This is a genomic window from Janibacter sp. YB324, assembly GCF_014217915.1.
GTDB classification, from domain to species: Bacteria; Actinomycetota; Actinomycetes; order Actinomycetales; family Dermatophilaceae; genus Janibacter; species Janibacter indicus.
The window spans coordinates 2,744,038-2,765,121 of sequence record NZ_CP060120.1 but is presented as its reverse complement, the minus strand read 5'-3'; the positions used below and the strand labels follow the sequence as shown (position 1 = coordinate 2,765,121).

Here is a 21,084-nt window from a genome sequence, read left to right as displayed (position 1 = left end):
AGTGTGCCACGTCGCTCCGCGGCAGGGGGCCTAGGCTGCGGGGGTGTCTGCCGAACGCGTCGAGTCCCCGCTCGCCCTGACCCGCCGAGCGCGGCGCATGTACCGGATGCTCCACGAGCGGTACCCCTACGCGCACTGCGAGCTCGACTTTGACACCCCGCTGCAGCTGCTCGTGGCCACCGTCCTGTCGGCGCAGACGACCGACGTGACGGTCAACAAGGTGACGCCGACGCTCTTCGCCCGGTGGCCCACGGCGCCCGACCTCGCCGCCGCGGATCGCACCGAGATGGAGGAGGTGCTGCGACCGACGGGCTTCTACCGGGCCAAGACCAACTCCGTGCTCAGGCTCGCCTCCGCGATCGTCGAGGAGCACGACGGCGAGGTCCCGCCCCGCCTGGCGGACCTCGTCAAGCTGCCCGGAGTGGGCCGCAAGACGGCCAATGTCGTCCTGGGCAATGCCTTCGGGATCCCGGGCATCACCGTCGACACCCACTTCGGTCGTCTGGCTCGCCGCATGGGGTGGACCGACGAGGAGGACCCGGTCAAGGTCGAGCACGCCGTCGGCGCGCTCATCCCGCGCAAGGAGTGGACGATGCTCAGTCACGTGGTGATCTTCCACGGGCGCCGCACCTGTCACGCCCGCCGGCCGGCCTGTGGCGCCTGCCCGGTGGCGCGCATCTGCCCTGCCTACGGCGCCGGCGAGACCGACCCGGACAAGGCCGCCAAGCTGCTCAAGTACGAGCTCGCGCCCGGGTCCGCGCAGTGACCGCCCACCCGATCGCCCCCCACTGGTTGCTCCGGGCCGAGTCCGAGCTGCGCGCCGACCTGCCCGAGTGGTTTACGCAGTTCGCGCCGCCGCAGGACCCGCCGCGGCGATCGGCGGTCCTCATGCTCGTGACGCCGGGGGAGTCGGGTCCCGAGATCGTCCTCACCGAGCGCTCGCGCCATCTGCGCAGCCATGCCAGCCAGGTCTCCTTCCCGGGCGGCAAGCTCGACCCCGGCGAGACCCCGGTCGAGGCCGCGTTGCGCGAGACGTGGGAGGAGGTAGGTGCCGACCCCGAGGGCATCGAGGTCGTCGGGTCCTTCCCCGACCTGTGGCTGGGCCCGAGCAGCAATGCGGTGACCCCGGTCCTCGGCTGGTGGCCGCAGCCGGGCCCCCTTCGCGTCGTCGACCCCGGCGAGGTGGCCCGGGTCGAGAGCATCCCCGTGGACGACCTCGTCGACCCGGCCAACCGGTTCACGGTCAAGGGCCCGAGTGGATACGTCGGCCCCGGCTTCGAGGTGGCGGACCTCTTCGTCTGGGGCTTCACGGCCCAGCTGCTGAGCGTCCTCCTCGATGCGGCGGGTCTGACCCGCCCCTGGGACGAAGGGAGACGACGTCGCCTCCCGTGGCGGGTCGTGCGTCCCTACCTCACGCAGGGTGCGCGGCGGCCAACCACGAGATGAGGGCCGACCCGACCTCGTCGGGCGCCTCCTCGGCAAGGAACTGGCCGACTCCCGGCACGGCCGAGCGGGCCAGCGGGCCCCGGACGAAGCGGTCGCTCTCCTGACCCATGACCGGCAACGACGTCGGGTCGGCCTCGCCGTGCAGGTGGAGCACCGGCGCCTCGATCGGCTCCTGCACGCGGTGCAGGTACCGCAGCCCCGTCGGGGTCAGTCGGCACCGGTAGAACCACCGGTGGTACTCGGCGGCGGCCTGCCCGGCGAAGGGGACGGACATCGCCTCCGTGTAGCGTTCGCCGACCTCGTCGGTGATCCACGACGTGTCCGGCCCGGACCAGGAGCGCAGACGGCGCTCGACGGTCAGTGGCTGACGCTCGGAGGCGAAGGGGGCCTGCATGGCCCGCAGGTACTGGTTGGCCCGCCACTGCAGGGGATGCCGCCACATGGCGCGGTGGAAGACCGCCGGGTGCGGCATGGCGAGCGGAGCGATCGCCGCCGTGACCGAGGGGTGGTGCGTGGGCATGCTCCACGCGATCCACGCGCCGAGCCCCTGACCGACGACGGCGGCGCGGCCGGCGCCGAGACTGCGCGTGATCGCGGCGAGGTCGTCGCAGGCCGTCGGGGCGTCGTAGCCGCTCGGCGGCTTGTCACTGGCCCCGAAGCCGCGCAGGTCGACGGCGGCGACGCGGTAGCCGGCGTGTGCGAGGGCCGGGATCTGGTGACGCCAGGTCCACCAGAACTGCGGGTACCCGTGGACGAGGACCACGAGCGGGCCGCTCCCGGCCAGGGCCACATGGAAGCGCGCGCCGTTCGCCGAGACGAAGCGGTGCTCCCACGGGCCCTCGACGAGGGCGGCCGCCGCGTCGGGCGGGTTCAGCTGCCCGGCTTGATCGCGGCGACGGTCTCCTGTGCGTTGCGGATCGCGCGCTGCGGGACGGTGTTGTTCTTCGCCTTCATCAGGGCCTTGTAGCCCAGCAGACCGAGGGCCGCGGCGAGGAGGAGCAGGACGACCGTGATGATCAGGTAGCCCGCCCACACCGGCAGCCAGATCGCGATGACCCGGGCCAGAGTGTGGAAGAGGAAGATCAGGCCGAGCAGCCCGAGGAATGCGGCGCCGCCGAGCAGGCCGGCGCCCTTGCCGCCGAAGCCCAGGCCCTTGGTGACCTCGGCCTTGGCCAGCTGGATCTCGTTCTGCACCAGTGCGGAGATGTCGTGCGAGGCGTCGGCGACGAGCTGGCCGACGGTGCGCTCGGTCTCCCCGGGGGCGGGCTGACCGACGGGACGTCGCGTCACGGGGTCGGTGCTGCCGGTGCGGGCGTGATCGTTGCTCATGCTGCTCCTGCTCGTGTGGACGTGGACCTGCCACCACGGGTGGCCTGTTCGTTGGTCAGCCTACCCACGAGTTCCCCGCGGGCGACGTCACCGGGCCGCGACGACGGCACGGCAACGGCACGTGGAAGTCCCGGTGAACCCTCGGCCCCACCGGCCCGTTGTGGACACATCCGGTGGCGAAGGGGGTCCACCATCGAGTCATGAGCTACGGCGAGGAGACCGAGCCCCTGGCGATCGCCCACCGCGGTGGGGCGGCTCTGGGACCCGAGAACACCCTGGCGGCCTTCGCCATGTCGACGGCGCTGGGTCTGCGCTACATCGAGTCGGATGTCCGGCTCACGGCCGACGGGCACCTCGTGTGCTTCCACGACGAGACCCTCGACCGGATCACGACCGGAAGGGGGCGGATCGGCGCCCGGACCCTCGGCGAGCTCGACCGACACGTCCGGGTCGGCGGCACCGAGCGGATCCCCACCCTCGAGGAGGCGCTCCTGACCTTCCCCGAGGCGCGCTTCACGGTCGACCTGAAGGACCGTGCGGCCATCGCGCCGATGGCCCGCCTCCTCCAGCGCCGCGACGTCGCCGAGCGGGTGTGCGTGGCCGGCGCGTGGGACGGCTGGCTCCAGTTGCTCGCATCGCAGGCACCGCACCTCCGCACCGCACTGGGATGGCGCTCGCTCGTTGCGCTCATCTCTGCGGCGAAGGCCGGCGTCCAGCCGCCGGCCGCCGCGGTGCGGGGCCGCTTCGCCCACGTCCCGGTCCAGCTGGGCCGGTTGCCGATCCACTCGGCGTCCCTGGTGCGACGCGCTCACCGACTCGGCGTGCGCGTCGTTGTGTGGACCGTCGACGACCCGGAGCAGATGCACGAGCTGCTCGACATGGGGGTCGACGGGATCATCACCGACCGTCCGGACCTGATGCGCGCAGTGATGATCCAGCGGGGCACCTGGGCGCCGATGCGCGGTCGGATGCCCGCCGGCGGAGGCGATTTGGCGTCCGCGGCATCGGTGATCTAATGTTCTCGACGTCAGCCCGAGAGGGAGGAACGGACACCAAGCGGTGACTCGCAAGAGTCACACCAGGCAGGCCGGTCCCGCGAGCTGACAGCCCCCATCCGAGTTACTCGGATCCGGCCGATCAGGTCGGAACCGCGGATTTGGAACCGAGCAGCTCCGCTGCTACGGTGGGGCACCGCTGAAGATCCAAGCGCGATCAACGACGGCCGCTCCGAGAGCGGATCACGAAGTTGGCGCCCAAGCATGGACAGTGGTAAGTTAGAGAAGTTGCCCCTTGAAGTACTGGCCGGTTGGTTGGTGGTGATGGGTGTGCGTGTGAATCTTGAGAACTCAACAGCGTGTCAAAAATCGATGCCAATACCTCGTCTTGGCTGATTGTGCCCTTGCCTTTGTGGGTGTGGGTGTGGTTGGTCGGATGATTTTTTTCCTTTGGTTGACAATGAATGAATACAGCGATTGCGCTGGTTGTTCTTGCTCAGTCATGGTTCAGCCCTTTGTTGGGTTATTGATTGGCCCTGGTGCTTGCTGCTTTTGGTGGTGGGTGTTGGGGTGTTGATCATCAACGGAGAGTTTGATCCTGGCTCAGGACGAACGCTGGCGGCGTGCTTAACACATGCAAGTCGAACGGTGAAGCTCCAGCTTGCTGGAGTGGATCAGTGGCGAACGGGTGAGTAACACGTGAGCAACCTGCCCCTGACTCTGGAATAAGCGCTGGAAACGGCGTCTAATACTGGATATGAGAAGGGTCCGCATGGGCACTTTCTGGAAAGTTTTTCGGTTGGGGATGGGCTCGCGGCCTATCAGCTTGTTGGTGAGGTAATGGCTCACCAAGGCGACGACGGGTAGCCGGCCTGAGAGGGCGACCGGCCACACTGGGACTGAGACACGGCCCAGACTCCTACGGGAGGCAGCAGTGGGGAATATTGCACAATGGGCGAAAGCCTGATGCAGCGACGCCGCGTGAGGGATGACGGCCTTCGGGTTGTAAACCTCTTTCAGCAGGGAAGAAGCGAAAGTGACGGTACCTGCAGAAGAAGCACCGGCTAACTACGTGCCAGCAGCCGCGGTAATACGTAGGGTGCGAGCGTTGTCCGGAATTATTGGGCGTAAAGAGCTTGTAGGCGGTTTGTCGCGTCTGCTGTGAAAATCCGGGGCTCAACCCCGGACTTGCAGTGGGTACGGGCAGACTAGAGTGTGGTAGGGGAGACTGGAATTCCTGGTGTAGCGGTGAAATGCGCAGATATCAGGAGGAACACCGATGGCGAAGGCAGGTCTCTGGGCCACTACTGACGCTGAGAAGCGAAAGCATGGGGAGCGAACAGGATTAGATACCCTGGTAGTCCATGCCGTAAACGTTGGGCGCTAGGTGTGGGACTCATTCCACGAGTTCCGTGCCGCAGCTAACGCATTAAGCGCCCCGCCTGGGGAGTACGGCCGCAAGGCTAAAACTCAAAGGAATTGACGGGGGCCCGCACAAGCGGCGGAGCATGCGGATTAATTCGATGCAACGCGAAGAACCTTACCAAGGCTTGACATATACCGGAAACTTCCAGAGATGGTTGCCCCCTTTGGGTCGGTATACAGGTGGTGCATGGTTGTCGTCAGCTCGTGTCGTGAGATGTTGGGTTAAGTCCCGCAACGAGCGCAACCCTCGTTCTATGTTGCCAGCACGTGATGGTGGGGACTCATGGAAGACTGCCGGGGTCAACTCGGAGGAAGGTGGGGATGACGTCAAATCATCATGCCCCTTATGTCTTGGGCTTCACGCATGCTACAATGGCCGGTACAAAGGGCTGCGATGCCGTAAGGTGGAGCGAATCCCAAAAAACCGGTCTCAGTTCGGATTGGGGTCTGCAACTCGACCCCATGAAGTCGGAGTCGCTAGTAATCGCAGATCAGCAACGCTGCGGTGAATACGTTCCCGGGCCTTGTACACACCGCCCGTCAAGTCACGAAAGTCGGTAACACCCGAAGCCGGTGGCCCAACCCTTGTGGGGGGAGCCGTCGAAGGTGGGACTGGCGATTGGGACTAAGTCGTAACAAGGTAGCCGTACCGGAAGGTGCGGCTGGATCACCTCCTTTCTAAGGAGCTCTGGCCACCGTTGGGTGGTCCAGGACCTATGTCGCCGGCGAGTGTTCGGCGGTAGGTGCTCATGGGTGGAACATCGATTATTTGGCATTGTGCTTCTGGGTTGGTCGAGTACCTGCATCGCATCTGCTGGTTTTGTGCTGGTGGGTGTGTGGTGGTGGAAAGTGGCTGGCTTGGGGGTGGGGTGTCTGACACGTTGTTGGGTCCTGAGGGTTCACGCGAGTGAAGCTTCATGGACCGCGACCCCGACGGTTTCGGTTGTTGGGGTTGGGTTGTGGGCCTTGCCTGGTCTGCATACTGCTTCCCGGTTGTGGGGGTGGGTGTGGCTGGTTGGTGGGGTTGCCGCCCGTATGTTGAGAACTACACAGTGGACGCGAGCATCTTTATCTTTGTGGCTCAAGTTTTTAAGGGCGCACGGTGGATGCCTTGGCACCAGGAACCGAAGAAGGACGTAGGAATCTGCGATAAGCCTCGGGGAGTCGATAACCAGACTTTGATCCGAGGATTTCCGAATGGGGAAACCCGGCTGGAGGCAAGTCCAGTCACTCCTGTCTGAATATATAGGGCAGGTAGAGGGAACGCGGGGAAGTGAAACATCTCAGTACCCGCAGGAAGAGAAAACAATAGTGATTCCGTGAGTAGTGGCGAGCGAAAGCGGATGAGGCCAAACCGGGTCTGTGTGATAGCTGTCAGGCGTTGCAGGTTCGGGGTTGTGGGGCTTTTTGTTCCAGGACTGACATTCTGGGCTGGAGTGAGAAATTCATGTCATAGTCGAAGAGTCTTGAAGGCTCGGCATAGAGGGTGCGACCCCCGTAGACGAAATGGTGTGGACTCCGGATGATTGTTCCCAAGTAGCACGGGGCCCGTGAAATCTCGTGTGAATCTGGCGGGACCACCCGCTAAGCCTAAATATTCCCTGGTGACCGATAGCGGACAAGTACCGTGAGGGAAAGGTGAAAAGTACCCCGGGAGGGGAGTGAAATAGATCCTGAAACCGTGCGCTTACAATCCGTCGGAGCCTCCTTGTGGGGTGACGGCGTGCCTTTTGAAGAATGAGCCTGCGAGTTAGTGCTCAGTGGCGAGGTTAACCCGTGTGGGGAAGCCGTAGCGAAAGCGAGTCCGAATAGGGCGAATGAGTCGCTGGGTCTAGACCCGAAGCGGAGTGATCTACCCATGGCCAGGTTGAAGCGACGGTAAGACGTCGTGGAGGACCGAACCCACTTAGGTTGAAAACTGAGGGGATGAGCTGTGGGTAGGGGTGAAAGGCCAATCAAACTCCGTGATAGCTGGTTCTCCCCGAAATGCATTTAGGTGCAGCGTCACGTGTTTCTTGCCGGAGGTAGAGCTACTGGATAGCCGATGGGCCTCACCAGGTTACTGACGTTAGCCAAACTCCGAATGCCGGTAAGTGAGAGCGTGGCAGTGAGACTGCGGGGGATAAGCTCCGTAGTCGAGAGGGAAACAGCCCAGATCACCAGCTAAGGTCCCTAAGCGTGTGCTAAGTGGAAAAGGATGTGGAGTTGCCGTGACAACCAGGAGGTTGGCTTAGAAGCAGCCACCCTTTAAAGAGTGCGTAATAGCTCACTGGTCAAGTGATTCCGCGCCGACAATGTAGCGGGGCTCAAGCACACCACCGAAGCTGTGGCATTGACACACTGCTCGGCACCTTTGTGGTGTCCAGGCGTGTTGATGGGTAGGGGAGCGTCGTGTGGCGAGTGAAGCGGCGGAGTGATCCAGTCGTGGATGCCACACGAGTGAGAATGCAGGCATGAGTAGCGAATGACGGGTGAGAAACCCGTCCGCCGAATAACCAAGGGTTCCAGGGTCAAGCTAATCTGCCCTGGGTAAGTCGGGACCTAAGGCGAGGCCGACAGGCGTAGTCGATGGACATCCGGTTGATATTCCGGAACCGGCGAAGAACCGCCCATGATGAATCCAGTGATGCTAAGCGCCTGAAGCTCACCGTTAGATGCCCTTCGGGGTGTCGCTGGTGGGTGGAACGCGTGACCCGAGCTGGTAGTAGTCAAGTGATGGGGAGACGCAGGAAGGTAGCCTCCGCGTGGCGATGGTTGTCCACGTCCAAGGGTGTAGGGAGTCAGGTAGGCAAATCCGCCTGGCACGTATCCTGAGACCTGATGGTGACCGCTTTAGCGGGAAGCAGGGTGATCCTATGCTGCCGAGAAAATCCTCTAGCGAGGTTCGAGCCGCCCGTACCCCAAACCGACTCAGGTGGTTAGGTAGAGAATACCAAGGCGATCGAGTGAATCGTGGTTAAGGAATTCGGCAAAATGCCCCCGTAACTTCGGGAGAAGGGGGGCCTGGACCCTGAAGCTCTTTACGGGCTAGGGGAAAGGGCCGCAGAGACCAGGGAGAAGCGACTGTTTACTAAAAACACAGGTCCGTGCGAAGTCGCAAGACGATGTATACGGACTGACGCCTGCCCGGTGCTGGAAGGTTAAGAGGACCGGTTAGCCCTTTGGGCGAAGCTGAGAATTTAAGCCCCAGTAAACGGCGGTGGTAACTATAACCATCCTAAGGTAGCGAAATTCCTTGTCGGGTAAGTTCCGACCTGCACGAATGGCGTAACGACTTCTCCACTGTCTCAACCGCGAACTCGGCGAAATTGCACTACGAGTAAAGATGCTCGTTACGCGCAGCAGGACGGAAAGACCCCGGGACCTTCACTATAGCTTGGTATTGGTGATCGGGACGGCTTGTGTAGGATAGGTGGGAGACTGTGAAGCATGCACGCCAGTGTGTGTGGAGTCATCGTTGAAATACCACTCTGGTCGTTCTGGTTATCTAACCTCGGTCCGTGATCCGGATCAGGGACATTGCCTGGTGGGTAGTTTAACTGGGGCGGTTGCCTCCTAAAATGTAACGGAGGCGCTCAAAGGTTCCCTCAGCCTGGTTGGCAATCAGGTGGCGAGTGCAAGTGTACAAGGGAGCTTGACTGCGAGACAGACATGTCGAGCAGGGACGAAAGTCGGAACTAGTGACCCGACGGTGGCTTGTGGAAGCGCCGTCGCTCAACGGATAAAAGGTACCCCGGGGATAACAGGCTGATCTTCCCCAAGAGTCCATATCGACGGGATGGTTTGGCACCTCGATGTCGGCTCGTCGCATCCTGGGGGTGGAGTAGCTCCCAAGGGTTGGGCTGTTCGCCCATTAAAGCGGCACGCGAGCTGGGTTTAGAACGTCGTGAGACAGTTCGGTCCCTATCCGCTGTGCGCGTAGGAAACTTGAGAGAGGCTGACCTTAGTACGAGAGGACCGGGTTGGACGAACCTCTGGTGTGTGAGTTGTTCTGCCAAGGGCACCGCTCATTAGCTACGTTCGGGAGTGATAACCGCTGAAAGCATCTAAGCGGGAAGCATGTCTCAAGATGAGGTTTCCATGAACTACGGTTCGAGAGGCTCCCAGTAGACTACTGGGTTGATAGGCCAGATGTGGAAGTGCAGCAATGCATGGAGCTGACTGGTACTAATAAGCCGATAACTTGATACACAACACAACCTTGTTGCGTTAAAGAAGAACGAAGATTGTTCGCGTCCACTGTGCAGTTCCCGAGATACGGTCGGGACACGATGATTGTCCACGGTATTTCCATAGAGTTACGGCTGTTATAGCGAAGGGGAAACGCCCGGTCCCATTCCGAACCCGGAAGCTAAGCCCTTCAGCGCCGATGGTACTGCACTGGTGACGGTGTGGGAGAGTAGGACGCAGCCGGACAAACATTCACGAAAGCCCCCCAGCCACCACGCTGGGGGGCTTTCGCCATTCCAGGCACACATGGGGGATGGCTCGGAGCCATTGCCGGCTCTTCACCGATGAGTGTGGGGTGAGCGCGACGCGTCGGGGCGTGGGGTAAGGGTGGAAAGGGTCGAGGCCCTCGAAGATCAGAGGACTCTTACCTCTCCTGATCGCAAGGACCTCGACGATGCCCGAGCCTACGTTGTGCTGCCGTGTGCGCGGCGGCTACTGCGACCGTTGCGACGTGCTCGTCGGACTACCCGGGCTGCATGTGATCGCTGTCGAGCAGCACGGTGACGACCGGTTGGTCGTGACGGTGGAGTCGGCTCCGGAGCCGATGGGATGCCGCTCCTGCGGGGTCATCGCCCGCGGCCACGGACGGGTGGAGGTGCGCCTGGTCGACGCGCCGGCGTTTGGCCGGCCGGTGCGGATCATCTGGCGCAAGCGCCGCTGGCTGTGCCTGGAGCCCGCGTGCGGGGTCGGCTCGTTCGTGGAGCAGGACGACGCTGTCGCGACGCCTCGCGGGTTGTTGACGGCCCGGGCGTGCCGGTGGGCGATCGAGCAGATCCGCCGCGAGCACGCCAGCGTCAACGGGGTACGGCGCCAGCTCGGGACAGGGTGGCGGACCGTGTGGGAGTCGATCCGGCCGCTGCTGCAGGCCGCAGCCGACGACGTGTCGCGCTTCGAGGGGGTCGCGATCCTCGGGGTCGATGAACATGTGTGGCATCACGTCTCGACCAAGCCGATCGAGGACGGCGGACGCGGCCCGAAGGAGCTGACCGGGATGGTCGACCTGACCCGTGATGCGGGCGGGCGCACCAGGGCCCGGCTGCTCGACCTCGTCCCGGGTCGCTCCGGCGCCGTGTACAAGGACTGGCTCGACCAGCGCGGCCAGGCCTTCCGAGCCCGGGTCGAGGTGGCCACGCTGGACCCGTTCCACGGGTACAAGAACGCGATCGACGACCAGCTCGAGGACGCCCGCTCGGTCCTGGACGCCTTCCACGTCGTCAAGCTCGCCACCGCCGTCGTCGACGACGTCCGCCGACGTGTCCAGCAGCAGATCCACGGCCACCGAGGCCGCAAGAACGACCCGCTGTACCGGATCCGCAACATCCTGCGCGCCGGCGCCGAGAACCTCACCGAGCGACAACGCGCCCGGCTCGAGGCGGCGTGGGCTGCCGACGAACGCCACCTCGAGGTCGAGGTCGCCTGGGTGTGCGCCCAGCAGGTCCGCTCCGCCTACCACCAGGCCACTCATGCTGCCGGGCGAGCGGTCGCCGAGAAGATCCTCGACACCTTCGCCTCATGCCCGATCCCCGAGGTCGCCCGCCTGGGCAAGACCCTGAACACCTGGCGCCGCGAGTTCCTCGGCTACTTCGACACCAACGGCGCCAACAACGGCGGCACCGAAGCCATCAACGGCCTCATTGAGCTCCACCGCCGCGTAGCCCGCGGCTTTCGCAACCGCGACAACTACCGCCTCCGCATGCTCCTCATCGGCGGCGGCCTCAACCTACGACCCCACACTCATCGGTGAAGAGCCCCATTGCCCAGCTCGAGGCACACAAAGAGGGCCCCACCAACTCGGTGGGGCCCTCTTCGTCGCTCTGTGCCTCGGTCAGTCACCTGAGGGCTTGGCCATGCCGTCCTTGATGAGGTTCATGACGGACGAGTCCGCCAGGGTCGTCACATCACCGACCTCACGGTTCTCGGCGACGTCCTTGAGCAGCCGGCGCATGATCTTGCCCGAGCGGGTCTTGGGCAGCTCGTCGACGATCATGATCTGCCGTGGCTTGGCGATCGGGCCGATCTGCTGGCCGACGTGGTTGCGCAGCTCCTGGATGAGCTCGTCGCCCTCGGCTCCTCCGGTCTCTCCGTCCTGGCGCAGGATGGCAAAGGCCACGACCGCCTGACCGGTGGTCTCGTCACTGGCACCGACGACGGCCGCCTCGGCGACCCGGGGGTGCGCGACGAGCGCCGACTCGATCTCGGCCGTCGAGAGCCGGTGGCCGGAGACGTTCATGACGTCGTCGACCCGGCCGAGGATCCAGATGTTGCCGTCGGCGTCGTACTTGGCGCCGTCGCCCGCGAAGTAGTACTCCGGGCCGAAGCGGCTCCAGTAGGTGTCCTTGTAGCGCTCCGGGTCGCCCCAGATGCCGCGGAGCATCGAGGGCCAGGGCTTGGTGAGGACGAGGTAGCCGACCTGCTCGGGCTCGGTGAGCGGCTGCCCCTCGTCATCGAGGATCTCGGCGCTGATGCCGGGGATCGGTCGCTGGGAGCTGCCCGGCTCGAGGGTGGTGACCCCGGGGAGGGGGGAGTTCATGATGGCGCCCGTCTCCGTCTGCCACCACGTGTCGACGATCGGGGCGCTGCCGCCGCCGATGTGCTCGCGGTACCAGCGCCAGGCCTCGGGGTTGATCGGCTCCCCGACGGACCCGAGGACGCGGATCGACGACAGGTCGTACTTGGCGGGGATGTCAGCGCCCCACTTCATGAAGGTGCGGATCGCCGTGGGGGCGGTGTAGAGGATGCTCACCTTGTACTTCTCGACGATCTCCCAGAAGACGCCCTGGTGCGGGCTGTCGGGGGTGCCCTCGAAGAGCACTTGGGTCGCGCCGTTGGCGAGGGGGCCGTAGACGATGTAGCTGTGGCCGGTCACCCACCCGATGTCGGCAGTGCACCAGTAGACGTCGGTCTCGGGGTGGACGTCGTGGACGACGGCATTGGTGTAGGCGCACTGGGTGAGGTAGCCGCCCGTCGTGTGCAGGATCCCCTTGGGCTTCCCGGTCGTGCCAGAGGTGTAGAGGATGAAGAGCGGGTGCTCGCTGTCGTGCGCCGCAGCCTCGTGCTGGTCGGAGGCGCTGTCGACGACCTCGTGCCACCACACGTCGCGCTCGTCGTCCCACGCGACGTCGATACCGGTGCGCTTGACGACGAGCACCTTGCCGGCGGTCGTGCCGGGCACGGCCCGGTCGACGGCCTCCTTGAGCGGCATCGCCTTGCCCTTGCGGAACTGGCCGTCGGAGGTGATGACGAGCTTGGCCTCGCCGTCCTCGATGCGCGCCTTGAGGGCGTCGGAGGAGAAGCCTCCGAAGACCACCGAGTGCGGGGCACCGATGCGGGCGCAGGCGAGCATGGCGATGACGGCCTCGGGGATCATCGGCATGTAGATGGCGACGCGGTCCCCCTTCGTCACGCCGAGGGACTCGAGGGCATTGGCTGCCTTGCTCACCTCACGCAGGAGGTCGGCGTAGGTGATGGTGCGGTCGTCGCCGTTGGCGCCGACGACGTGCAGGGCCACCCGGTCGCCGTTGCCGGCCTCGACATGGCGGTCGACGCAGTTGTAGCTGGCGTTGAGCTCACCGCCGACGAACCACTTGGCGAAGGGGGCGTCACTCCAGTCGAGGGTGGTGCCGAAGTCCTGGCTCCACGTGACGTACTCCCTGGCCCTGGCGGCCCAGAAGGCCTCGTGGTCGGCAGCCTCGTCGTAGAGCGAGGCCTGACCCACGGCCTGCTCGGTGAACTCGGGGGTGGGGGCGTAGTCCGTCACATGTCCTCCTCGTCGAGTGGCCGCGCTCCGTCGCGCGGACCTGTGTCCACCACCTAGCCTCTCCCGCGCCCGTCAGGAGCACAACGGCGGGGTCCCACGACGTCGCCGGACGCGGCCCGTCGCACGACGAGCGGTCGTGACGAAGGGGGTGGGCACAGTGCGCAGCGGTGAGCGGACCTCCCTTCGCCGCGGGTGTGCACAATGCCCAGCGTGTCGCGGAACCGTGGTGCACTCAGCGGCCATCTGCGACGGTGGGGTGATCACAAGGAGGTGGTTGACGTGTTCACCGAGGGACAGCTGTACTCGCCCGTCACCGAGCACGAGGACGGGACCGTCGAGGTCCATCTTGTGGACACGCACCCGGGGCGCGACGACGCGCACTACCTGCGCCGACGCGGCGAGATCGCCGGCGCCGCGCTCGACTGGGACCGCGGGCGCGAGCCGGTGCTGACCATCGACTACACCGACGCCGAGCACGACATCTGGCACCGGGTGAGTGCCGAGCTCGCTCCGCTGCACGAGCGCCACGCCCACCGCGAGTACCTCGAGGCCAAGGCTCGGCTCGACCTGCCGACCGACCACGTGCCGCAGCTCGCCGAGGTGAGCGAGCGGCTCGTGCCGATCACCGACTGGTCCTATGTCTGTGCGCCCGGTCTGGTCCCGTTGCGCGACTTCTACGCCGACCTGGGGGCCCGCACCTTCAACTCCACGCAGTACCTCAGGCACGGCAGCGAGCCGCTCTACACGCCCGAGCCCGACATCATCCACGAGGTCATCGGGCACGCCAACCAGCTCGCCAGCCCCCGTCTGGCCGCGATCACCGAGGCGGCGGGCCGGGCCTCGCTGCGTCTGCGGACCGACGAGGCCATGAAGCTCGTGGCCGACGTCTTCTGGTTCTCGATCGAGTTCGGGGTCATGCACGACGGGAGCGACCTCAAGGCCTACGGAGCCGGGATCCTCTCGAGCTATGGCGAGATCCAGGAGTTCGGGCAGATGGAGATCCGCGAGCTCGACCTCGCCGACATGGGCACCCTCAACTACGACATCACCGCCTACCAGCCGGTGCTCTTCGCCGCGAGGTCGATGGACCACCTCGAGGATGTCGTCGGAGACTTCTTCGCGACCGTCGACGACGAGGCGGCCGCAGCGCTGCGCCGCGAGGCCGTGCGCAGGGGACTGCTCCCCATGTCAGCCGCGACGGGCTGATTGCTAGGGTCCTCGTCAGGGAGGTGGCAGTACCCCTCGACGAGAAGGGACATCCGTCATGACGAGCCGACGCATGCGAGCCGCAGGGCTCCTGGCCGCCGCCGCCCTGGGCGTGACCGCCTGTGGCTCCGACGAGGCCACGGACGCGACGCCGAGCAGCTCGGCGACGAGCGAGAGCGCGTCCCCGAGCGAGGAGACCTCGGCCGAGGAGACTCCGGCGCAGGAGACCACGAGCGAGGACACGACGTCGCCCGAGTCCGAGGAGGAGGGCAGCGACGACGCTCCCGCGGCGGAGCTCACCAAGCCCGGGACCGAGCTCAAGCTCGGCGAGACCGCGGTGATCCCGCAGGGCGACGACGGCGCGACCCTCGAGCTGACGGTCACCGAGGTCACCAAGGGGTCGAGCGCCGACCTGTCGCAGCTCAAGGACGCCGACAAGTACAAGGGCTACACGCCGGTCTACGTGCAGTACACGATGACCGGGACCGACTCCTCCGCGGACCTCGGCGGCGACGTCCTCGACGACGTCGACCCGATCACCAGCGACGGCCGCAAGGCGTCCACCCTCGTCATCATCGGCACCTCGCCCTTCGCCAAGTGCGACCGCAACTCGGTGCCGGACGACTTCGGCCCCGGCGACACCGAGACCACCTGCGACGTCGCGATGGTCCAGGGCGGCCAGGAGGTCAGCGGGGCGCAGTACTCGCCCTACGACGGTGACTACGCCGACGACGGCGCGATCGTCTGGACGAAGTGACGCACCGACACGCCTGACGTGCGAAGGGGGAGGCCACGACCTCCCCCTTCGCACGTCATGGCAGGAGCGCCTCGATGCCCGAGACGAGGATGCGCAGGCCGGTGCCGAAGTCGCTCGGCTCGCGCTCGGCGGTGAGGATCCCCGAGCGCGCGGCGACGTCGTGCGACTGCTCGTCGTAGGCGTGCCCGTAGACGAAGTGCAGCAGCGTGCGTGCGGCGGTCGGCGCCACGGCCGGGGAGATGCCGGCCTCGCGCAGCAGGAGGGACAGCTCGTCGAAGGGGGTCTGCCCGCCCATCCCGAAGGCCCACATGCTCATCACGAGGTCCGCGCCGTCGGGGTAGGCGGTGACTGCTGCGTGCAGCTGCGTGCAGCGCTCCTGCACCCGCGCCTGCCAGGGGGCGTCGTCGGGTGTCGACGGGCGCGGGGCGCGCGCGAGGATCTCGTCGGCCACGGCTCCGAGCATCGCCTGCTTGTTGGCGAAGTGGTGGTACAGCGCGCTCTGCTGCACCCCGAGCTCGGTGCCGATGGCGCGCATCGTCAGGTCGGGCAGGCCGACCCGGGAGAGCAGGCCGAGGGCGGTGGCGACGATCCGCTCGTGGGAGAGCGGCTGCTGGCGGGTCCGTCGCGTCGGCGGCACGGGCGCTCCCTTCGAGCGGTTCGGGATCGGGGGTCCAGTTGACCACACGTGATCGAGGGCCCTAACCTGAACGCCGTTCACTCAGGTGAACGGCGTTCATTCACATGAGGGGAATCGGCAGCATGACCACAGCACCGGCCGCCCGGGCCGCCACGGCGAGCACCGACCTGGCCCTCGTCTCCTCCCTCGCCGCACTGATCGCGGTCTGCTCGGTCCTGCCCGCGGTCAACCTCTCGGTCTTCGCGCCGATCACGCTGCAGACCTTCGGAGTCCTGCTCGCCGGCGCGGTCCTCGGGGCTCGACGCGGCGCGCTCGCGGTCCTCCTGTGGATCCTCGTCGGGGCGGTCGGGCTGCCCGTCTTCGCCAACGGCAAGGCCGGGCTGCCGGTCCTCGTCGGCCCGACCGGGGGATACATCCTCGGGTTCGTCGTCGGGGCGGCGATCATCGGGGCCGTCGCCACCGTCGCGGTCCGGCGCGCCGGTCGCGGCACCGTGTGGGTGCTCACCGCAGGAGGGCTGCTCGCGCTCCTGGTCGTCCACGCCGCCGGCATCGTCGGCCTGCACCTGCGGGCGGGGCTCGGGTGGCAGGCGGCCGCCACCGTCGACGGCGCCTTCTGGATCGGTGACCTGGTCAAGCTCGCGGCCACCGTGCTCGTCGCGGGCGCGGTGCACCGCGCCTTCCCCGACCTGCTGCGTCGCCGCGCCTGATGGCCCGCATCGAGCTCGACCGGGTCACCGTCCGCCGGCCCACGGCGACCGGCGACCTGCTCGTGCTCGACGAGACGAGCCTGCTCGTCAGCGAGTCCCGCGTGGCGCTCATCGGCCCCAACGGCGCCGGCAAGTCGACTCTGGCCCGTCTCGTCAACGGGCTCGTCACCGCCTCGACGGGGGCCGTGCACGTCGACGGCGTCGACGTGGCACGTCGCGGCCGCGAGGTGCGGCGCCGGGTGGCCTTCACCTTCACCGACCCGCACGCACAGCTCGTCATGCCGACGGTCGCCGAGGACGTGGCCCTGTCGCTGCGGGCCACGCGACCCGACCGACGTGACCGCGATGCTGCCGTGGCCGAGGTGCTCGAGCAGCACGGCCTGGCCGGTCTGGCCGACCGCAGTGTCCACGCGATCTCCGGCGGGCAGGCCCAGCTGCTCGCCCTGACGAGCGTCCTGGCCACCGGCCCGGACGTCCTCGTCGCCGACGAGCCGACGACGCTGCTCGACCTGGCGGCCTCCCGGCGCGTCGGGGACCTGCTCATGGGGCTGCCGCAGCAGGTCCTGCTCGTCACCCACGACCTCGAGCTCGCCAGCCGGTGCGACCGGGCACTCCTCGTCGACGGCGGCCGGGTCGTGGCCGACGGACCCGCGGCCGACGTCGTCCACCACTATCGCGCCCGGGTGGCCGCATGCTCCTGATGGTGCACCGTCCCGGGACCTCGCTCGTCCACCGGGTCCCGGCGGGTGCCAAGCTCACCCTGCTCGCCGCCGTGGGGGTCGGGCTGGCCATCACTGGCGGCTGGCTGTGGGCAGCACTCGCGCTGGGTGCTGCGCTCACCCTCCTCGTCGTTGCTGGCACCCCCGTGAGGGTGCTTGCGACCACCCTGCGCGGACTCGTCCTCGTGATGCTCGCGCTCGGTGCCTGGCTCACCTGGCAGGCGGGCTGGCCCCGCGCCGCCGAGACCGTCGGTGACCTCGTGGCACTCGTCCTGCTCGCACACCTCGTCACGGCGACGACCCGGGTCGACGACATGCTCGACACCGTCGAGCGGGCCCTGCGCCCGCTCCGCCGATTCGGCGTGCGCCCCGACCGCGTCGCCCTGGCGATCTCGCTCGTGCTGCGGGCCGTGCCGGCCACCGCCGAGGCGGCCGGGCAGACGCGGGACGCGGCGCGGGCACGCGGGCTGGAGCGCGACCCCAGGGCGACCTTGACCCCCTTCGTCGTGCGGGTCGTGCGTGACGCGCGGCTGCGGGGGGAGGCGCTCCACGCCCGAGGTGTGGGCGATGACCAGACCGGAAGACACGGATGAAGGGAAGACCATGACCACCTACGACGAGATCGTCGCGCGGGTCCTCGCCGGCGCCGAGGCGACGCCGCAGGAAGCGCTCACGGTGCTGCGCGCTCCGGACGAGGACGTCCTCGACGCGGTCGCCGCCGTGGCCCGGCTGCGGCGGGCCCACTACGGGATGACCGTCAAGGTCAACTACCTCGTCAACCTCAAGTCCGGGCTGTGCCCCGAGGACTGCGGCTACTGCTCCCAGGCGCTCGGGTCGACCAGCGAGATCCTGCGCTACACCTGGCTCAAGGAGGACCAGGCGCTCGACCAGGCCCGGGCCGGGGTGCGGGGAGGCGCGTCGCGTGTGTGCATGGTCGCCAGCGGTCGCGGCCCCACCGACCGTGACGTGGAGCGGGTCGTGGGGATGGTCGGCGCGATCAAGGAGGAGCACCCCGAGGTCGAGGTCTGTGCCTGCCTCGGGCTGTTGCGCGACGGTCAGGCCGAGCGCCTGCGCGAGGCGGGTGTCGACGCCTACAACCACAACATCAACACCGCGCAGTCGCACCACGACTCCATCGTCACGACGCACACCTACGAGGACCGGGTGCGTACCGTCGCCATGGCCCAGGGAGCCGGGCTGTCGGCGTGCAGCGGCCTCATCGCCGGCCTCGGGGAGAGCGACGAACAGCTCGTCGAGGCACTGGTCGCCCTGCGGGAGATGGGGTCCGACTCCATCCCGGTCAACTTCCTCATCCCCTTCGACGGGACGCCCAAGCAGCAGACGTGGGAGCTGACCCCGCTGCGCTGCCTGCGCATCCTCGCCGCCGCGCGACTGCTCGCGCCGGCCGCCGAGCTGCGGATCGCGGCGGGCCGCGAGATGCACCTGCGCGGCGTGCAGGGGCTGGCGCTGCAGGTGGCCAACTCGATCTTCCTCGGCGACTACCTCACCGCCGAGGGACAGGCGGCGGAGGAGGACCTCGCCCTCATCGCGGACCACGGGTTCACGGTCCTGGGTGCCGACGAGCCGACCGGCGACGGGGCGACCGCGACCGTGCCGGCCATCCGGCGCCGCGGGGCCGGCACGAACGTCCCGGCCAACGCCTGAGGACATGACGAAGGCGGTGCCCTGAGGTGTGAGGAGCTCCAGCGACGAACCTCGAAGGGGGGAGAGCCGCGGCTCTCCCCCCTTCGCCCGTGGGGTGGTGCTGGTGGTCGGTCAGTGGTCGATGACCTCGGCCACGCCGTGACCGGTGAGGCTGCGCACCTCCATCTCGGCGTACTTCGCGCGGTTGAACTCCTGGCTCGTCACCGAGCCCAGCCAGCCGAGAAAGAAGCCCAGCGGGATGGAGATCAGGCCGGGGTTGGCCAGCGGGAAGATGTCGAAGTCGGCGTTCTTGAGCATCGCGGTCTCGGACCCGGAGACGACGGGGGAGAAGGCGATGAGGATGAGCGCCGAGGCGAGCCCGCCGTACATCGACCACAGCGCGCCCCGGGTGTTGAAGCGCTTCCAGAAGAGGCTGTAGAGGATGGTCGGCAGGTTGGCGCTCGCCGCGACGGCGAAGGCCAGGGCCACGAGGAAGGCGATGTTCTGGTCCTTGGCCAGCATGCCGCCGAGGATGGCGACGACACCGGTGCCGACCGCGGCGTAGCGCGAGACCTTGACCTCTTCCTCCTGGGTGGCCTTGCCGTGCTTGAAGACCTGGTTGTACAGGTCGTGCGCGAAGCTCGCGCTCGCCGTGATCGTCAGGCCGGCGACGACCGCGAGGATCGTCGCGAAGGCGATGCCGGAGACGATGCCGAGCAGCCAGGAACCACCGAGCTCGTAGGCGAGCAGCGGCGCCGCGGCGTTGGCCTTGCCCGGCGCGGCGTTGATGACCTCCGGGCCGACGAGGGCGCCGGCGCCGTAGCCGATGACGAGGGTCAGCAGGTAGAAGCCACCGATGAGCCAGATGGCCCACTCGACGGACTTGCGCGCCTGCCTGCTCGTCGGGACCGTGTAGAAGCGTTGGAGCACGTGGGGGAGGCCTGCGGTGCCGAGCACGAGGGCGAGCGACAGCGAGATGAAGTCGATCTTGGTCGTGAGGTTGACGCCGTACTTCAGGCCCGGCTCGAGGAGCTTCTCGCCGGCGGCGGGGTTCTTGTCGACGGCCTCCTGCATGAGCGAGGAGAAGTTCATGCCGAACATCCCGAGCACCCACACGGTCATGATCGCGGTCGCGGCGATGAGCAGCACGGCCTTGATCATCTGGACCCAGGTCGTGCCCTTCATGCCGCCGATCATCACGTAGGCGACCATGACGATGCCGACGATCGCGATGACGGCATTCTGCGCGAAGGCTCCGTCGACGCCGAGGAGCAGCGAGACGAGACCGCCGGCGCCGGCCATCTGGGCGAGCAGGTAGAAGAAGGAAACCGCGAGCACGGACGTGGCCGTCGCGATGCGCATCGGCCGCTGCTGCAGGCGGTAGGACAGGACGTCGGCGAGCGTGAAGCGGCCGGTGTTGCGGAAGAGCTCGGCGACGAGGAGCAGCGCGACGAGCCACGCCACGAGGAAGCCGATCGAGTAGAGGAAGCCGTCGTAGCCCTGCAAGGCGATGGCGCCGGCGATGCCGAGGAAGCTTGCCGCGGAGAGGTAGTCGCCGGCGATGGCCAGGCCGTTCTGGCGGCCGGAGAAGGACGCGCCGCCGGTGTACATCTGGCTCGCGGTCTTGCTGCCGGCCGCGACCTTGACGACGATCGCCAGGGTCACGACGACGAAGACGACGAAGATCGTGATGTTGAGCGTGGCGGACCCGGTCTGGGTCGCCGCGGGGACGAGGGTGCTCATCCGTCCACCTCCGGGGTCTCGTGCGAACCGACCTGCTCGGCCAGGGCTTCCGCGGCGGGGTCGAAGACCCGCCCGGCCCAGCGGATGTACAGGATGGTGATGGCGAAGGTCGTGACGAACTGCCCGAGCCCGAGGATCAGGCCGATGTTGATGTTGCCGAGCACCTTGGTGCCCATGAATCCGGGGGCGAACATCGACAGCAGGACGTAGAGGAAGTACCACGCGAGGAAGAACGCGGTCACGGGGAAGACGAAGTTGCGGAAGGTCCGGCGCAGCTGGCCGAACTCCTGCGACTCCTGCACGGCGATGTATCGCTCGCCGAGCGGCTGAGCGTCGTTGCTCATGGGCTCACCTCCGGGTCGTGGGTGGGTTCGGACATCGGTGGCCGAACGCGCCCACAGTGGCGCAGCCCACACCTCGGGTGGGGGAGGTGCGTCGGGTGCCGCGGTCGGCGGGGCCTGACGTCGCCGTGCGGGCAGCCGTCGTGCG

16 protein-coding genes and 3 rRNA genes are annotated in these 21,084 nt (G+C 66.9%); 13 read left to right on the top strand and 6 right to left on the bottom strand.

The features are described from left to right. The first annotated feature begins 97 nt into the window (after nucleotides 1–97). Together nth and H7A72_RS13545 are read left to right on the top strand one after the other, a co-directional pair. Nucleotides 98–766, top strand: a complete 669-nt coding sequence (gene nth, locus H7A72_RS13550) for an endonuclease III (RefSeq protein WP_084453037.1) — start codon at nucleotides 98–100, stop codon at nucleotides 764–766. Next, nucleotides 763–1,446, top strand: coding sequence for a CoA pyrophosphatase (locus H7A72_RS13545; protein WP_223277651.1), 684 nt, complete (start codon nucleotides 763–765; stop codon nucleotides 1,444–1,446). Before nth ends, H7A72_RS13545 begins: the two co-directional genes overlap by 4 nt. Here the strand turns inward: H7A72_RS13545 and H7A72_RS13540 are convergent. Both H7A72_RS13540 and H7A72_RS13535 read right to left on the bottom strand, forming a co-directional pair. Continuing rightward, entirely contained in the window at nucleotides 1,412–2,209 is a 798-nt protein-coding gene (locus tag H7A72_RS13540) for an alpha/beta fold hydrolase (RefSeq protein ID WP_234993908.1), read from the bottom strand. The two genes, H7A72_RS13545 and H7A72_RS13540, sit on opposite strands and share 35 nt — an antisense overlap. A gap of 107 nt (nucleotides 2,210–2,316) precedes the next feature. After that, entirely contained in the window at nucleotides 2,317–2,775 is a 459-nt protein-coding gene (locus H7A72_RS13535; protein WP_084453035.1) for a phage holin family protein, read from the bottom strand. A gap of 200 nt (nucleotides 2,776–2,975) precedes the next feature. Here H7A72_RS13535 and H7A72_RS13530 point away from each other — a divergent pair, with 200 nt between their 5' ends. From H7A72_RS13530 to H7A72_RS13510, 5 genes are all read left to right on the top strand, one after another. Continuing rightward, the gene (locus H7A72_RS13530; RefSeq protein WP_084453033.1) at nucleotides 2,976–3,791 is read left to right on the top strand and encodes a glycerophosphodiester phosphodiesterase family protein; all 816 of its coding nucleotides are present in this window, start codon (nucleotides 2,976–2,978) and stop codon (nucleotides 3,789–3,791) included. Between the two features lie 559 nt (nucleotides 3,792–4,350). After that, nucleotides 4,351–5,873 (top strand): 16S ribosomal RNA (locus tag H7A72_RS13525). A 401-nt stretch (nucleotides 5,874–6,274) separates the two neighbouring features. Beyond that, nucleotides 6,275–9,386 (top strand): 23S ribosomal RNA (locus H7A72_RS13520). A gap of 108 nt (nucleotides 9,387–9,494) precedes the next feature. Further along, nucleotides 9,495–9,611 (top strand): 5S ribosomal RNA (gene rrf / locus H7A72_RS13515). The 16S, 23S and 5S rRNA genes sit together here, the layout of an rRNA operon. Before the next feature lie 292 nt (nucleotides 9,612–9,903). Continuing rightward, on the top strand, nucleotides 9,904–11,169 hold the full coding sequence (locus H7A72_RS13510; protein WP_084450751.1) for an ISL3 family transposase: 1,266 nt from the start codon (nucleotides 9,904–9,906) through the stop codon (nucleotides 11,167–11,169). A gap of 81 nt (nucleotides 11,170–11,250) precedes the next feature. Here the strand turns inward: H7A72_RS13510 and acs are convergent, their stop codons facing one another. Continuing rightward, entirely contained in the window at nucleotides 11,251–13,182 is a 1,932-nt protein-coding gene (acs, locus tag H7A72_RS13505; RefSeq protein ID WP_185220859.1) for an acetate--CoA ligase, read from the bottom strand. A 279-nt stretch (nucleotides 13,183–13,461) separates the two neighbouring features. On the opposite strand from acs, the gene H7A72_RS13500 reads away from it, so the two are divergent. Both H7A72_RS13500 and H7A72_RS13495 read left to right on the top strand, forming a co-directional pair. Then, a complete protein-coding gene (locus H7A72_RS13500; RefSeq protein WP_185220858.1) occupies nucleotides 13,462–14,388 on the top strand; it encodes a phenylalanine 4-monooxygenase in 927 nt (308 codons plus the stop codon). A 58-nt stretch (nucleotides 14,389–14,446) separates the two neighbouring features. Next, the gene (locus H7A72_RS13495) at nucleotides 14,447–15,145 is read left to right on the top strand and encodes a hypothetical protein (RefSeq protein WP_185220857.1); all 699 of its coding nucleotides are present in this window, start codon (nucleotides 14,447–14,449) and stop codon (nucleotides 15,143–15,145) included. Between the two features lie 55 nt (nucleotides 15,146–15,200). On the opposite strand, the gene H7A72_RS13490 is transcribed toward H7A72_RS13495, so the two are convergent. Next, nucleotides 15,201–15,782, bottom strand: coding sequence for a TetR/AcrR family transcriptional regulator C-terminal domain-containing protein (locus H7A72_RS13490; RefSeq protein ID WP_185220856.1), 582 nt, complete (start codon nucleotides 15,780–15,782; stop codon nucleotides 15,201–15,203). A gap of 122 nt (nucleotides 15,783–15,904) precedes the next feature. Between H7A72_RS13490 and H7A72_RS13485 the strand changes: the two genes are divergently transcribed. From H7A72_RS13485 to bioB, 4 genes are read left to right on the top strand one after another with little or no spacing between them, the layout of a single operon-like run. Then, nucleotides 15,905–16,489 (top strand): biotin transporter BioY, encoded by a 585-nt coding sequence (locus H7A72_RS13485; RefSeq protein WP_185220855.1) that lies wholly within the window; start codon nucleotides 15,905–15,907, stop codon nucleotides 16,487–16,489. After that, a complete protein-coding gene (locus H7A72_RS13480; protein WP_084452619.1) occupies nucleotides 16,489–17,190 on the top strand; it encodes an energy-coupling factor ABC transporter ATP-binding protein in 702 nt (233 codons plus the stop codon). Before H7A72_RS13485 ends, H7A72_RS13480 begins: the two co-directional genes overlap by 1 nt. Then, nucleotides 17,181–17,801, top strand: coding sequence for an energy-coupling factor transporter transmembrane component T (locus tag H7A72_RS13475; RefSeq protein WP_084452616.1), 621 nt, complete (start codon nucleotides 17,181–17,183; stop codon nucleotides 17,799–17,801). The genes H7A72_RS13480 and H7A72_RS13475 overlap by 10 nt, the downstream gene beginning before the upstream one ends. A gap of 10 nt (nucleotides 17,802–17,811) precedes the next feature. Continuing rightward, nucleotides 17,812–18,873: a biotin synthase BioB gene (gene bioB, locus H7A72_RS13470; RefSeq protein ID WP_072625499.1), complete on the top strand. Its 1,062-nt coding sequence runs from the start codon at nucleotides 17,812–17,814 to the stop codon at nucleotides 18,871–18,873. A gap of 111 nt (nucleotides 18,874–18,984) precedes the next feature. Here the strand turns inward: bioB and H7A72_RS13465 are convergent, their stop codons facing one another. Together H7A72_RS13465 and H7A72_RS13460 are read right to left on the bottom strand one after the other, a co-directional pair. Further along, the gene (locus H7A72_RS13465; protein WP_185220854.1) at nucleotides 18,985–20,595 is read right to left on the bottom strand and encodes a cation acetate symporter; all 1,611 of its coding nucleotides are present in this window, start codon (nucleotides 20,593–20,595) and stop codon (nucleotides 18,985–18,987) included. Further along, nucleotides 20,592–20,939, bottom strand: coding sequence for a DUF485 domain-containing protein (locus tag H7A72_RS13460; protein ID WP_185220853.1), 348 nt, complete (start codon nucleotides 20,937–20,939; stop codon nucleotides 20,592–20,594). Before H7A72_RS13460 ends, H7A72_RS13465 begins: the two co-directional genes overlap by 4 nt. Nucleotides 20,940–21,084: the final 145 nt, after the last annotated feature.